The following is a 14551-nucleotide window of genomic DNA, read 5'->3' as shown; positions in this document are numbered from 1 at the left end:
TTTTAAATAGTACGATATGAAAAATATATTTTTAAAAAGCATTGTAGCCTTTACTACTTTAGTAACTTTTACAAGTTGTGAAGATCCTGAAACAGAAGTAGCACCTTTTAAACCTGTTGTTTTTAAAGAAAATTTTAATCCAGATTTACTTGGTGAAGACGAATATTTAAATTACAACGGTTGGAAAAGTTTTGCAGAAATTGGTACTGTAGAATGGACTGAACAAGATGATGAAGGTAACGGTTACATTCAATTTACTACTTTTTCAAGTGGTACGGGTAATCCTGTTAATGTTGCTTGGGCCATTACTCCAGCTATAAATCTTGATAACTCTCAAAACGAAGTATTAACTTTTAAATCTGCCGCAGAATTCGTAACAGATGCAGGAAATAAATTAGAGGTTTATATTTCTACTAATTTTGACGGAAATAATGTTTTAGCAGCTACTTGGACACCAATTACAGCTAATATTGCTGGTTTAGCAACAAACTTACCATCTGGAAGTCCAGACGGAACATTAAATGTAGATTCAGGTGAAGTTGATTTATCTTCTTACACAGGTACAATTCATATTGCTTTTAAAGCGACAGGCTCAAGTACAAACAGTAATCTAGACGGTTCACTACGTGTAGATGATGTTAAAATTTACGATAAAACTTTATAATTTATTTTTATGAAAAATATTAAAACACTATTAAGTCTATCGATTTTTGCAGCTTTAGTAAGTTGTGTAAATTCGGATAATTATGACGCTCCTGATACAACTAAATTTTGTACAGAAGTGCCTGTAACTACAACTGTAACCGCTTTAGCAGCTACTGCTACTTCTACAGTTCAACAGTATACAGCTGATGATGTAATTGAAGCTTATGTTACTTCAAGTGATGAAGGCGGAAACTTTTTCAAATCGATTTCATTAGTTACAGTAGATGGAACAAAAGGGTTTTCAATTCCTGTTGATTCTTATAATTTATATTCTAAATATGAGCCAGGAAGAAAAGTTTTTGTCAAATTAAAAAACAGATATTTTTACAATAGCCCGACTTCAAGTTCTTTAGAAATTGGTGATTTATTTGATAATGGTGCGCCACAACCTGATGAAGTTGGAAGAATTTCTGGAATTACTTACGAACAAGTTATTCAAAGATCGTGTACAAAAGTTAACGAAAATACTTTAGTTAATGCTTTAACCATTCCAGCAGCTTTAAACAATGCAAATTTGAATAAGTTAATTGAAATTTCAAATGTACAATTTTCAGATGCTAATGTTGGTAAATCTTATTTTGATGCAAACAATCAAATTGGTGGTGCTACAAATAATATTGTAACAGATCTTGCTGGAAATAGTATTGTAGTTAGAATTAGTGAGTTTGCTTCTTTCTCAGGAAATAAAGTACCTGGGTTAAACGGTAAAATTAGAGGAGTTTTAACTAAGTTTGGTACAGGATTTCAATTTATGGTTCGTACAGAAAATGATATTATGTTAACCAATCCTAGAGTAGATAGTGCACCACCAATTGTTGGAAATGCAAATACTTTTGATGCTACTTTAAATGAGCCATTTACGAGTTATGTAACAACTAATCAACAAAATTTTCCTAAGTATATTAACGATGCAGATTTTGGACCAAGATACTGGCAATTAAAAACGTTTAGTGGAAACAAGTATATTGAAATTTCTTCTTTCGCAGGAACAGGAAATCCTGGGGTAGCTTCTAACTGTTTCTTTATGGTTCCTGTAAATTTTACAGCAGCAAGTACATTTACTTTCAGAGAGCAAATGCGTTTTTATAGAGGACAAGTTTCTTTAAAAGTATACTATATTTCAAGTGCAGATTATGTTGCAGGTTCTGCTGTAGACCGTACTAAATTGGTAAACATTACTTCAAGTTTTAACATTACGTATCCAGCAGTTGGTGCGTCAGAAAATGGATTTAATTCAGCTGGAACATATAACATTCCGGCTAGTTTAACAGGTAATGGTTATTTTGTTTTCGAACACATCGGTACAGATACTTCAACTACAACTGTACAAGTAGATGACATCGTGATCAACTAATTAAAAATAAAGCATAAAAAAAGCCTTCTTAGTATAAGAAGGCTTTTTTTGTTTTACTATTTACTGAATACTAAAAACTGAACACTGATCACTATTTTTAATGTGCTTCTAGCCAGTTTTTACCTAAACCTATTTCAACTTCTAATGGAACAATCATTTTAAAAGCACTTTCCATTTCATGTTTAATCATCGGTTGAATTTTTTCTAATTCGCTGTTATGCACATCAAAAACCAATTCATCATGTACTTGCAATAACATTTTGGATTGCCAGTTTTCCGATTTTAGTTTTTTATGAATGTTAATCATCGCAATTTTAATAATGTCGGCAGCAGAACCTTGAATGGGTGCGTTTACAGCATTTCTTTCTGCACCACCACGAACAATAGCGTTGGCAGAGTTGATGTCTTTTAAATAACGTCTTCTACCTGAAATGGTTTCTACATAACCATTTTCTCTTGCGAAATCAACTTGGTCCGAAATGAACGATTTTAATTTCGGATAGGTTTTATAGTACGCATCAATCAATTCGGCACTTTCTTTTCTAGATAAATTCGTTTGATTACTTAATCCGAAAGCAGAGACACCATAAATAATTCCGAAGTTAACCGTTTTGGCATGACTTCTTTGTTCTTTAGTCACTTCTTCTAACGGCACGTTAAATACTTTTGCAGCTGTACTCTTGTGAATGTCTTCATTGTTTTTAAACGCTTCAATCATGTTTTCCTCACCACATAAAGCCGCGATAATACGCAATTCTATTTGAGAATAATCGGCAGAAACTAAGGTGTAATTTTCATCTCTAGCAATGAAGGCTTTTCTAATTTGTCTTCCTCTTTCGGTACGAATTGGAATGTTTTGTAAGTTCGGATTGTTAGAACTCAAACGGCCTGTTGCAGCCACAGTTTGCATATAATCTGTGTGAACTCTTCCTGTTTTAGCATCTACTTGATTGGGTAAAGCATCAATATAAGTACTTTGTAATTTCACCATTTGACGCCATTCTAAAATGTCTTTTACAATTGGATTGTCGTTGGCTAAGTAACTCAAAATTTCCTCACCAGTTGCGTACTGACCGGTTTTGGTTTTCTTTTGCTTGGCACCACCAATTTTCATTTTATCAAATAATACATCTCCTAATTGTTTTGGAGAAGCTAAATTGAACGTTTCACCTGCGGTTTCGTATATGCTTTGTTCTAAAGCCTTACTTTCAGCAGTCATTTCCACAGACATTTTCTTTAAGAAATCGACATCTAAATTGATGCCTTCTTTTTCCATATCAGCCAATACTGGAATTAAAGGAATTTCAATTTCATCATATAATTTTTTCGTACCTACTTTTTCTAAAATGGGTAAGAAATGGTTTTTCAATTGAATGGTAACATCAGCATCTTCTACAGCATATTCTTTGATATCATCCAAAGGAATATCACGCATGTTGCCTTGGTTTTTTCCTTTCTTACCAATCAACTCAGTAATCGATTTTGGAGAATATTTTAAATAAGTTTCACTCAAAACATCCATATTATGACGCATATCTGGGTTAATCAAATAATGCGCAATCATCGTGTCAAATAAATTTCCTTTGACTTCAATGCCGTATCGTGACAAAATTTTTAAATCGTATTTGATGTTTTGTCCTACTTTTTCTATGCTTTCATTTTCGAAAAAAGGTTTGAATTTGTCGATTAAAATTTGAGCTTCATCCTGGTTTTCTGGAAATGGCACATAAAATCCTTTTCCTTTTTCCCATGAAAACGCCAAACCTACTAATTCAGCATTTAAAGCATCTAAGCCAGTAGTTTCCGTATCAAAACAAACAGAATTTTGATTTAATAAATTTTGAACAAACATTTTTATAGGCAAATCACCTTGTACATTCTGGTAAAAATGTTCAGTTGTATCTAATGTGGCATAAAAGGAATTAACCGTATCTGTAGCTTCTTCACCATCCGAGAATCCGAATAAATCATATTGTTCATCGTTTGATTTTTTTACAGGAGCTTTCTTTAAAACTGTATTTTCAGAAGTATTTTCTTCCGAAGTAGCCGCTGGATTGTATAATTTATCAAACTGTGCTTTCATTTGACGGAATTCCAATTCCATAAATAATGCATCTGTTTTTTCTACATCTGGTGTAGATAATTCGTAATCTTTTTCATTAAAAGTAACAGGGCAATCTAATAAAATTGTGGCTAATTTTTTAGATAAGATTCCTTGTTCTTTATTGGCTTCAATTTTTGTTTTTAAAGCACCTTTTAATTTGTCAGTATTGTCTAAAAGGTTTTCCATCGAACCAAATTCTGCTAACAATTTTTTAGCTGTTTTTTCTCCAACACCTGGTAAACCTGGAATGTTATCCACTGCATCACCCATCATTCCTAAATAGTCAATCACTTGTAAAGGATGTTCGACTTCAAATTTGGCTTGTACTTCAGGAATTCCCCATATTTCGATATCATTCCCCATTCGAGCTGGACGATACATAAAAATATTTTCGGATACCAATTGAGCAAAATCCTTATCCGGGGTTACCATAAACACCTGATAATTTTCTTTTTCAGCTTGCTTGGCGATAGTTCCAATTAAATCATCCGCTTCAAATCCTGCCACTTCTACAATCGGAATGTGCATGGCACGCAATAAATCTTGTATATAGGGAACTGCAATTTTTATTGCCTCTGGTGTAGCATCTCGATTGGCTTTGTATTGTTCAAACATTTCTAAACGAAAAGTACTTCCGCCTTTGTCAAAAGCAACTGCTAAATGATCCGGTTTTTCTCGTTTAATTACATCCATTAAAGCATTCATAAATCCCATTATGGCAGAAGTATCCATGCCTTTTGAGTTGATTCTTGGGTTTTTTATAAAAGCATAATATCCTCTAAAAATAAGAGCGTAAGCATCTAAAAGAAATAAGCGTTTTTGTGACATAATTAAAAGATTATAGTTAAACCAAATTCATTTTAATTGAAATTGATTTTTTTGTTAGGGTTGAATTTGTCGTTTTTTTGATTTAATATCTTTGTGTTTAATGGTAAATTTTCTAACATAGACTTTCAGGTTGTATTAGAATGTTCCTATAAACTTGTCAATTCTAATTTGCAATTCCATATTTTCAGTAGTCTTCATTTTAATTACCTTTCAACACAAATTTATAATTTTTGTATTTGGTAAAAATTATTGATTCACTTTGTAAGAATTTAAGCGTTTGATGTTTTAAAACTCGATTGCTTCTTTCAAACCAATACATGTTTAGTTGAATTGAAAAATATTTACAAATTAAAAATGTGAATATTTTTTTCATTTAAACATTTTTAAGGAACAAATATAGCTATTTTCCTTCATTAATAGTTTTCGAATTTTTGTTTTTACTTTTTTATAAATATGATTAATTATAGTTTAGTTTGCTTTTGTTTTTAGAAGTAATTCCTCAATGATTTTCCTTTTTTTATGATAAAATACAGCTTAAGCAAATAAATAGTTGTGTTTTTTTTATTTTTTTAAAACCATGTGGTTTGTTTTTCCGTAAATACTAAAAAAAAAACAAATCATTAAAAAAACAAATTAATTATGAGACAAATTTTCTATCCAATCAAATCAGTTTTACTGGTAAGCTTACTGACTTTTTTTGTTGCTTGTTCTGATGACGAAGTAACTCAAGCTCCTCAACCAGCACCAGAACCAATACCTATGCCTAGTGTTGCTCCATTAGTAGAGTTTACTGCTTTAAGTAATGACAATAAAATTGTGTATTACAATGCTAGAAATTTACAATCAGCTATTAGAACACTAACACTTTCTGGTTTACAAGCTAATGAAAAAATTATTAGTATTGATTATAGACCTGCAACTGGACAATTATATGGTTTGGGTAGTTCAAGTAGATTATATATAATTAATGAAACTTCAGGTTTAGCCACTCCACTTGGTACTGCACCTTTTACGCCTCAATTAGAAGGAACATCTAGTGCAATAGATTTTAATCCAACAGTAGATAGAGTACGTTTGGTTTCAAACAACGGTCAAAACTTAAGATTACATCCAGAATTAGGTACAGTAGTTGCAACAGATGGCGCAATTAACGGAGTAACAAATGCAAAAGTTGAAGCAATAGCTTATACCAATAGTTTTGCAGGAACTTCAACTACACAATTGTATGATATAGATTATACAACAGATAAATTATACATTCAAAACCCACCAAATAATGGAACTTTAGCAGAAGTTGGTGCGTTAGATGTTGATTTTGATGGCGCAGGTGGTTTCGATATTTTACCTGATTCCAATTACGCAATGGCTGTAAACAATAAAAATAATGAATCAAGATTATACACAATTTCATTAGAGACAGGAAAAGCCCTATGGATTGGAACTTTTAATCAACAAATTGTAGAAGTGGCTTTTAAAACGAAACCAATTGCTTATGCTACTTCATCTTCAAATATGTTATACCGTCTAAATCCTAATTCAGGAACTTCAAATTCAGTTGCATTAACAGGAATGAATTCAGGTGAACAAGTTGTAGGTTTAGATTTCAGACCAGCTAATGGTGCTCTTTATGCGGTAACAAATCAAAGTAGAATGTTAACAATCAATACTGCAAGTGGTGCAGTTACTCCTATTGGAACAGGAATTTCTCCAGCTTTATCTGGTACTAATTTTGGTTTTGATTTTAACCCAACTGTAGACAGAATTCGTTTGGTAAGTGATTCAGGTCAAAACTTAAGATTACATCCTGATACTGGTGCGATTGTAGCAACAGATTTAAATTTGAATCCAGGTACTCCATCAGTTTCTGCAGCTGCGTATACAAACAATTTTGCTTTATCTACAGCTACACAATTGTTCGTAATTGACACTGCAAATAATAATTTGTATTTACAAAACCCACCAAATAATGGTACACTAGTTTTAGTGGGAAGTTTAGGAGTTACGGCTTCTGCCATGAATGGTTTTGATATTGGAGGAAATAGTAATCAAGCTTATGCTATACTAAATGTAAATAACGTACAAGGTGTTTACAAAATAAATATAGCTACTGGAGCAGCTACTAAAGTGGCGGACTTCTCTCCAAATGTTACAGCAATGGCTGTAGGTTTAGGATTCTAATATTCTTAATTTTTATATATAGGAGCTGCAAACAATTTTAATAGTTTGCAGCTTTTTTTTATAGTTAAAATTTTTAAAAAGTTTGTCTGGTTTACACAAACTTATAGTTACTTTGTGAAAAATTATAAATATGAAAGGTTTAATACCGTTAATTATATTATTAATTGTTGAATTCTACTCGTTTCAAGCAGTTAAAACGATCACTAAAAACAAGTGGGTATTAGGCATCTATTTGGTGCTGTCAATTTTAGCCATGCTTTTTATTGTGTATTCTTTCATGAATTTTGAAAGAGGAAAAGGGCAAAATAAGTCAAGTTTATTTGTTATTGGATTAGCCTTATTAGTTTATATTCCGAAAATTTTAATTTTTTTGGTGTTGTTTATTGAAGATGTTTCCCGTTTAGTAGAAGCTTGTATTATGAGTTTTGTCGATGAAAATCGAGAACAGTTTTTCAGTCCAAGAAGAAGGTTTGTAAGTCAAATTGCTTTAGGAATTGCTGCTATTCCGTTTGGATCCTTACTTTATGGGATGACCATTGGGAAATATAATTTCAAAGTCATGAAACAACAACTGTTTTTTGATGATTTGCCAGATGAATTTGATGGAACTACGATTACACAAATTTCAGATATTCACAGCGGAAGTTTTGATGAAAATACAGATAAGATTAAATATGCTGTAGATTTAATTAATGAACAAAATTCTGATTTATTGTTATTTACTGGTGATATTGTAAATACACACGCAAAAGAAATGGATCCTTGGATTGATACATTTAAAGGTTTGTACAACCCAAAATTAGGTAAGTATTCTATTTTAGGAAATCACGATTATGGGAAATATTTCGATTGGAATTCCGAAAAAGAAGAAAATCAAAACTTTGAAGAGGTAAAAGCCATTCATCAAAAAATAGATTTTAATTTATTGATGAACGAAAACGTAAGACTTAAAAAAGGGAATAGCGAAATTGTTTTGGTGGGTGTTGAAAATTGGGGTGTTCATTTTGGTAAAAAAGGAGATTTAAATAAAGCAACAGCCAACACCAAACCAGAAGATTTTAAAATAGTAATGAGTCACGATCCAAGTCACTGGGAAAATGAAATTAAAAATCATGAGACACATTATCACTTAACCTTGTCGGGCCATACGCATGGTTTACAGTTTGGAATTGAAATTCCGGGTTGGTTTAAATGGAGTCCTGTGCAATATGTTTATAAGCAATGGGCTGGTTTATATGAAAATGCAGGAAGATATATTTATGTAAATCGAGGTTTTGGTTTTCATGCGTATCCAGGAAGGGTCGGAATTATGCCAGAAATCACGGTAATTGAGTTAAAAAAATCTAAAAAAGTAGCGTAAATGCTGAAAAAGTCTGCATTTTTGTTTGTTATTATAAAAAAATATTTACATTTGTTTAATAAACACTTCGGTCTATGTCGAAATTTGGAGAACTTATAGATGCACAAGTGCCTGTTTTAATTGATTTTTTTACGGAATGGCACGAACAATCTATTACTATGAATGAAACAATTCGTCACGTTGCTGCCGCTTTAGGCGATAAAGCAAAAGTGATTAAAATTGATGTAGATAAAAATAAAGAATTAGCAGAAGCATTGCGTATTAAGGGTTTGCCAACTTTTATGATCTATAAAGATGGACAAATGGTTTGGAGGCAAAGTGGTGAGTTTGATGCTAATACTTTAATAGCTCTTATTCAAGAACAAGCTTAGGCGATTTTTTCAAAATTAAATCCTTTACTTTTTAAGGTTTCGATGGTTTTATCTAAACTATTGAGCATGTTTTTTTGTGCTTTTACGCTATCGTGAAACACAACAATACTTCCTGATGTAACGTTTTTTATAACGTTCTCATAACATGTTTCAGGTGAAAGGCTTGCGTCGTAGTCTTTACTCAAAACATCCCACATGATAATTTTGTAGCCCAATTTTCTTAATTTATAAGATTGCCAAGGCGAAATTTTTCCGTAAGGCGGACGAAATAACTTCGAATTTCTAATTTTAAAAAGTGAATTCAATTTGATTTCACAAGCTTCCGTATTACTTATATAGGTTTTTGTATTGGTTTTCCATCCTTTTAAATGGCTGTACGTATGATTGCCTACAGAATGGTTTTTAGAAATGATTTTCTGAACGATTTCTGGATATTTCCTAACATTATCTCCAATGCAAAAAAACGTGGCTTTAATTTGATGTTTTTCTAATATGTCTAAAACTTTTTCTGTGATTTCAGGAGTAGGTCCATCATCAAAAGTTAGATATATCGTATTATCAGTATTTGGAAAATTCCAAACCTGATTAAAAAATAAGAGTTTTAATATTTTAGGGATTTTTGTCATATAAAAAAAGCCACTCAAAAGAATGGCTTTAGTGTTTGTTTATTCTGCTTCTCTTTTGTATTCGCCCATTAAATTGTTGTAATTGTTGAATTTTACTCTTTGTGAATTATAAAATTCTAAATCACCATTTTGTTGAGCCATTAATAATAGCGAACGGTATATTTCAATTTCTCTATAAATTTCCATTCTATAAAACGCTTTTTGCTTTTCAGATTGCGAATTAAAGAATGTGATTTTCTCTTGGTATTTTTTAATTAGTTGATTCAGAATTTTTCTGGCTTCTTCTTTTTTACCAATCTTATAATATCCTTCAGCAAATGGTTCAACAGTAGTATAATATTCAAAGTAATCAATTGGCATGTTTTTCATAGCAATCTGAATTACTTTTTCAGCTTTGTCAAATTTCTTTTCTTCAATTAAAGCCGTCATTAAACGCGACAAGTTATTTCTGTATGATAAAGCATTTTTACGTGTTTCTGGATCGTGATAAATTTTATCGCTTCCAGAATTACCCCATGTCCATTTGTTTACAATATTAAAAGTTTTATCTGTATCAATAAAGCCCATATCATATGAATTTCCTTCTTCTAATTTAGTTCTTACGGGAACTAATTTATAAACCATTCCGTCTAATTGAAGGTATTCTTTCATCCAAATGTAATCATCAGAACCAAAACTTCCTGGTGAAAAATAGATAGGTCTTTTCCAGTTGTTTTCATTAAATATATCTAACATTAAAATTCTGTTTTTATACAACGCACCACCTTTTAATTTTAAATTTATTTGTGGTACAATAGAATCGTAATATTTAGGCGAAACGACTTTGTTTTTGATGATGTTTTGCTTGTCTATTTTTACTTTTAAGTGTTCACTTGGATAAAAATGTACAAATTGACCATTTTTCATTTCACGTTTAGATCTATCGTCTTTTAAGAAATCTAAAGTGGTGTTTAAGTCTAAAGTATCAGTAGTTCTTTCATCAAATAAACAATAATTTCTTTTATCTCCAACATATTGATCGTGAGTAAATGAAATCGGTAAGGCGTCAGATTGATTGGATTTTACTTTCATTTCGTCAATATACCAATCTGTTGCTAATAAACTGGTGTTAACAATTCGAATGTCGGTTCTATAACCTTCAATTTCTTGTAAATACCACATTGGAAAAGTGTCGTTGTCACCAATGGTAAATAAAATGGCATTAGGTTCACAAGAATCTAAATAAGCTCTTGCCATTGCAACAGCTGTGTGTTTGCCACTTCTGTCATGATCGTCCCAGTTTTGTGAAGCTAAAACAATCGGTGAAGCTAACAATGAAACTGCTACAACTGCAGGTAAAGCAACTTTCGGACTTACATATTTTAAAATGTACTGATAAATGGCATATACTCCAACACCAATCCACATAGCGAAAATGTAAAAGGAACCTACTAAAGCATAATCTCTTTCTCTTGGTTCGAAAGGTCTTTCATTAAGGTATATTTTTAAAACTAATCCGGTGAATAAGAATAATAAAAGTAAAACATAAAACGATTTCCATTCTTTTTTCGCATGATACACCATTCCGATTACCGCTAAGATAAAAGGTAAAAAGAAATAGGTGTTTCTGCCTTTGTTGTTTTTCATATCGGAAGTTAATGCACTCTGATTGTCTAAATGTAAATTATCGATAAAACCAATTCCACTCAACCAGTTTCCTTCTAAACTTTCGTAATTTCCTTGTTGATCATTTTGTCTTCCGACGAAATTCCACATTAAATAACGGAAATACATGTAACCAAATTGATATTCAAACATAAATTTCATATTGTCTGAAAAAGATGGTTTTTCAATATTTAAATATTCGCCATAGGTTTTTAAGAAATCTTCATAGTCATCTAAGCTTAATTTGTTGGAAGCAAACTGAGTTCTAAAATCGGCTACGATTTCTGTAAATTGACCTAATTTTTCCTCATTAGTTTCACCAGTTTCTTCATCGTAAAAAGCGTCAGTATTAATGCTAAATTCTAGAGGTTTGGTAAAAGTCATGTAGTTTTTTGCGTGTTCTTCACTCCAAAGTCTTGGTAAAAAGGCGTTGTGATTAGAATTTGGATTATGATTGGCGTTTTTATAATTATTAGTAATTACGTATTTGCCTGTTTTTTCATCTCTTTCGTAATTTGGTTTGTCGTCAGAATACGGATTGTCTTCATCAGAACCGGCATAAGCATTAGAATATTGTGGACCATAAAACAATTTAGTTTCACCATATTGCTCTCTGTTATAATAGGCTAAAACTTCTGCTGCATCACTAGGTTTATTTTCGTTAATGTTAATGTTAGAATTGGCTCTAACGGGTAACATGATCCATGTAGAAAATCCGATCAATATGAATAAAACACAAAGAAGTAAGGTGTTGTAATTAACTTGTCCTTTTTTCTTTGTATAAGATAATCCGTAATAAAACCCACCAATAATTAAGATAAAAGCAAGTAGGGTTCCAGAATTAAAAGGTAAACCTAGAGAGTTTACTGCGAAAATTTCTGTTTTTGCGAAAAAGGATAACGTATAAGGAAGTAAAAATTTAAAAATAAACATCAAAATAGCAAGGATTACTACATTGGCTATGATGAAATTTTTAGTAGTAATATTTTTTTGTTTTTTGAAAAAGTACAACATTCCAATTGAAGGTAAAGCTAATAAAGCCATAAAGTGTACACCAAATGATAATCCAATTACCAAAGAAATTAAAATCAACCATTTGTTTCCTCTCTCTGTTTCAAGTTCTTCTTCCCATTTCAGGCCTAACCAAAATAGTAAAGCTATAAATAAAGAAGCCATCGAATATACTTCCGCTTCCACAGCATTATACCAAAAACTATCTGTAAAAGTATAAGACAAAGCAGCAACTAAGGAAGCGCCTAAGGTTATTTTTGAAGTTTGATCATTCCATTCAGACGTTGCTTTAACGATTTTTCTAATAATCTTTGAGGCCGACCAATACATGAATAAGATGGTAAATGCACTAGAAAAAACCGACATCATATTGATCATCAATGCAATTTGAGTTTTATCTGTAGCAAACATTGCGAAAAAGGCACCAATCATTTGATATAATGGAGCGCCTGGTGGATGTCCAACTTGCAATTTAGCGGCTGTGGCAATATATTCACCACAATCCCAGAAACTCATGGTAGGTTCAACGGTTAGAGTGTAAGTTACTAAAGCGATTATGAAAGCAAACCAACCCAAGTAAGTATTCCATTTGCTGTAATTAAATGAAGTCATATGTATGCTAAATTAATTTAGATTACAAAGAAACTATTTATTGAACAGATTAGCAATTAATTTTTTCTTAAAAATTTTTACAGAATTGTTTGCAGGAAAAAAAATATGTATTACATTTGCACTCGCAATTACAAAATAATTGGTCCATGGTGTAATGGTAACACTCCGGTTTTTGGTACCGTCATTCAAGGTTCGAGTCCTTGTGGACCAACAAAAAATCCTACTTAGTTCAAGTAGGATTTTTTTATTTATAGGATGTTTTAGTAGTTTATATTTTGAAAGCTACAACTGGTCTTTTCGCATGATTTACTAAATCTTCAGAAATACTTCCGTTTAAAAAGTGAGAAATTCCTTTTCTTCCATGTGTGCAAACTCCAATTATATCTGTATTTGAGTCTTTGGCAAAATGTAAAATTCCTTTTTCAACATTAATATCGTTATAAATGTGAGTAGAATAATTTGAAAAATGAAACTCTTCGATAAAGTTTCTTACTTTTTCTTCTGCTGCACGGGTTGTAGTGAAGTTGTTTGGTGTTATGATGTGAAGTAAATTGATGTGAGAACCGAAACTTTTTGCAAAATCAACTACTTTTTCAAAAGGTTTTTTAATTTCTTTAGAAAAGTCTGATGCAAATGTTAAGGTTTCGGCCTTAAAGTTTTCTTCTTCTTTTTTGATAACTAACACGGGGATTTCAGAATTTCTGGCTACTTTTTCAGCATTTGATCCTACAAACATTTCGTGAAAACCACTTGCGCCATGTGAACCCATAACAACTAGGTCTACATTGTGTTTTTTGGCATTGTCCATAATTCCATCAAATGCCATATTAAATTGAACTAAACTTGAAACTTGAATACCGTCTAAAAAACTTGCGTTTTCTAAATCTTCTAATTTTCCTAAAGCGGCATTTTTAAAAAACATCAATTCAGGAATGTCATGAGCGGTATGAAGTGCATCGTTACCTGAAGTAGATAGTTCCAGCATGTGAAGCAAAATAATTTCACCATTATTTTTTTTTGCAATTTGTGCAGCTACTTTTAGGGCGTTTTCTGCGTGTTTGGAAAAGTCGGTAGGTACTAGTATTGTTTTCATAGTTTTCGAATTTAATTACGATTAATTGACTCACATAAAGTTACGAAATTATTTTGAAATGGTGGTTCTTTTTTTGAAAAATGAAATATTTGGAATTTTTAAAATAAATGTTGTATATTTGCGCAGTTATTTCGTAATGAACCAGATAATGAGGCACGCATTGCGTGCCTCTTTTTATAAACATGACATTTAAAGAAAAAGTAAAAGACTTGCTAGGCAAGGCGTTAGAAGATAATCCAAGTTTGTTTTTGATTGATTTAAATTTTTCAGAATCAAATAAGATTTCAGTGGTTTTAGACGGTGATTCTGGTGTAAATTTACAGGATTGTATTAATGTTAATCGATTTTTAGACAACGGATTAGAAGGAGAAGAAGTGGAGTTTTCTATTGAAGTAGCTTCGGCAGGCTTGTCTACTCCATTAACAATGGTAAGACAATACGTAAAAAATATTGGCAGAACGTTAAAAGTAAAAACAATCTCTCAAGGAGATTTTGAAGGAACTTTAACAGCAGCAAATGAAGAGGGTGCAACCTTAACTTGGAGCGCTAGAGAACCCAAAGAAATTGGTAAAGGGAAAGTTACAGTTGAAAAAACTTTACAAATTTCTTACACAGATATAAAAGAAGCAGTAGTAATAATATCATTTTAAAAAATAAAGCATAAC

10 protein-coding genes and 1 tRNA gene are annotated in these 14551 nt (G+C 31.7%); 7 read left to right on the top strand and 4 right to left on the bottom strand.

The genetic code is table 11. The annotated features are described in order from the left end of the window. Window positions 1-16: 16 nt before the first annotated feature. Window positions 17-664, top strand: a complete 648-nt coding sequence (locus G4D72_RS09260; protein WP_166077399.1) for a choice-of-anchor J domain-containing protein — start codon at window positions 17-19, stop codon at window positions 662-664. Between the two features lie 9 nt (window positions 665-673). Then, window positions 674-2059 (top strand): DUF5689 domain-containing protein, encoded by a 1386-nt coding sequence (locus G4D72_RS09255; RefSeq protein WP_166077398.1) that lies wholly within the window; start codon window positions 674-676, stop codon window positions 2057-2059. A 97-nt stretch (window positions 2060-2156) separates the two neighbouring features. Here the strand turns inward: G4D72_RS09255 and polA are convergent, their stop codons facing one another. Further along, window positions 2157-4994, bottom strand: a complete 2838-nt coding sequence (gene polA, locus G4D72_RS09250; protein ID WP_166077547.1) for a DNA polymerase I — start codon at window positions 4992-4994, stop codon at window positions 2157-2159. A 636-nt stretch (window positions 4995-5630) separates the two neighbouring features. Between polA and G4D72_RS09245 the strand changes: the two genes are divergently transcribed. The 3 genes from G4D72_RS09245 (at window position 5631) to G4D72_RS09235 (ending at window position 8900) form a co-directional block, all read left to right on the top strand. Continuing rightward, window positions 5631-7169, top strand: coding sequence for a DUF4394 domain-containing protein (locus G4D72_RS09245; RefSeq protein WP_166077397.1), 1539 nt, complete (start codon window positions 5631-5633; stop codon window positions 7167-7169). 130 nt (window positions 7170-7299) lie between these two features. Beyond that, a complete protein-coding gene (locus G4D72_RS09240) occupies window positions 7300-8529 on the top strand; it encodes a metallophosphoesterase (protein WP_166077396.1) in 1230 nt (409 codons plus the stop codon). A 74-nt stretch (window positions 8530-8603) separates the two neighbouring features. Then, window positions 8604-8900 carry a thioredoxin family protein gene (locus tag G4D72_RS09235; RefSeq protein WP_166077395.1) on the top strand — a complete coding sequence of 99 codons (297 nt, stop codon included), beginning with the start codon at window positions 8604-8606 and terminating at the stop codon, window positions 8898-8900. Here G4D72_RS09235 and G4D72_RS09230 read toward each other — a convergent pair. Continuing rightward, window positions 8897-9526 carry a polysaccharide deacetylase family protein gene (locus G4D72_RS09230; RefSeq protein WP_166077394.1) on the bottom strand — a complete coding sequence of 210 codons (630 nt, stop codon included), beginning with the start codon at window positions 9524-9526 and terminating at the stop codon, window positions 8897-8899. The two genes, G4D72_RS09235 and G4D72_RS09230, sit on opposite strands and share 4 nt — an antisense overlap. Before the next feature lie 39 nt (window positions 9527-9565). Further along, window positions 9566-12793, bottom strand: coding sequence for a DUF2723 domain-containing protein (locus G4D72_RS09225; protein WP_166077393.1), 3228 nt, complete (start codon window positions 12791-12793; stop codon window positions 9566-9568). Window positions 12794-12933: 140 nt separating this feature from the next. Between G4D72_RS09225 and G4D72_RS09220 the strand changes: the two genes are divergently transcribed. Continuing rightward, window positions 12934-13004: transfer RNA gene (locus G4D72_RS09220), tRNA-Gln, on the top strand. 57 nt (window positions 13005-13061) lie between these two features. Here G4D72_RS09220 and G4D72_RS09215 read toward each other — a convergent pair. Then, complete coding sequence (locus G4D72_RS09215) at window positions 13062-13886, bottom strand: universal stress protein (protein WP_166077392.1); 825 nt, start codon at window positions 13884-13886, stop codon at window positions 13062-13064. 182 nt (window positions 13887-14068) lie between these two features. Between G4D72_RS09215 and rimP the strand changes: the two genes are divergently transcribed. Next, the gene (gene rimP, locus G4D72_RS09210) at window positions 14069-14536 is read left to right on the top strand and encodes a ribosome assembly cofactor RimP (protein ID WP_166077391.1); all 468 of its coding nucleotides are present in this window, start codon (window positions 14069-14071) and stop codon (window positions 14534-14536) included. Window positions 14537-14551 lie beyond the last annotated feature (15 nt).

This window comes from Flavobacterium difficile (genome assembly GCF_011392115.1).
In the GTDB taxonomy this organism is placed as follows: domain Bacteria; phylum Bacteroidota; class Bacteroidia; order Flavobacteriales; family Flavobacteriaceae; genus Flavobacterium; species Flavobacterium difficile.
The sequence above is the reverse complement of the archived record's forward strand: the minus strand, read 5'-3'. Positions and strand labels throughout refer to the sequence as shown.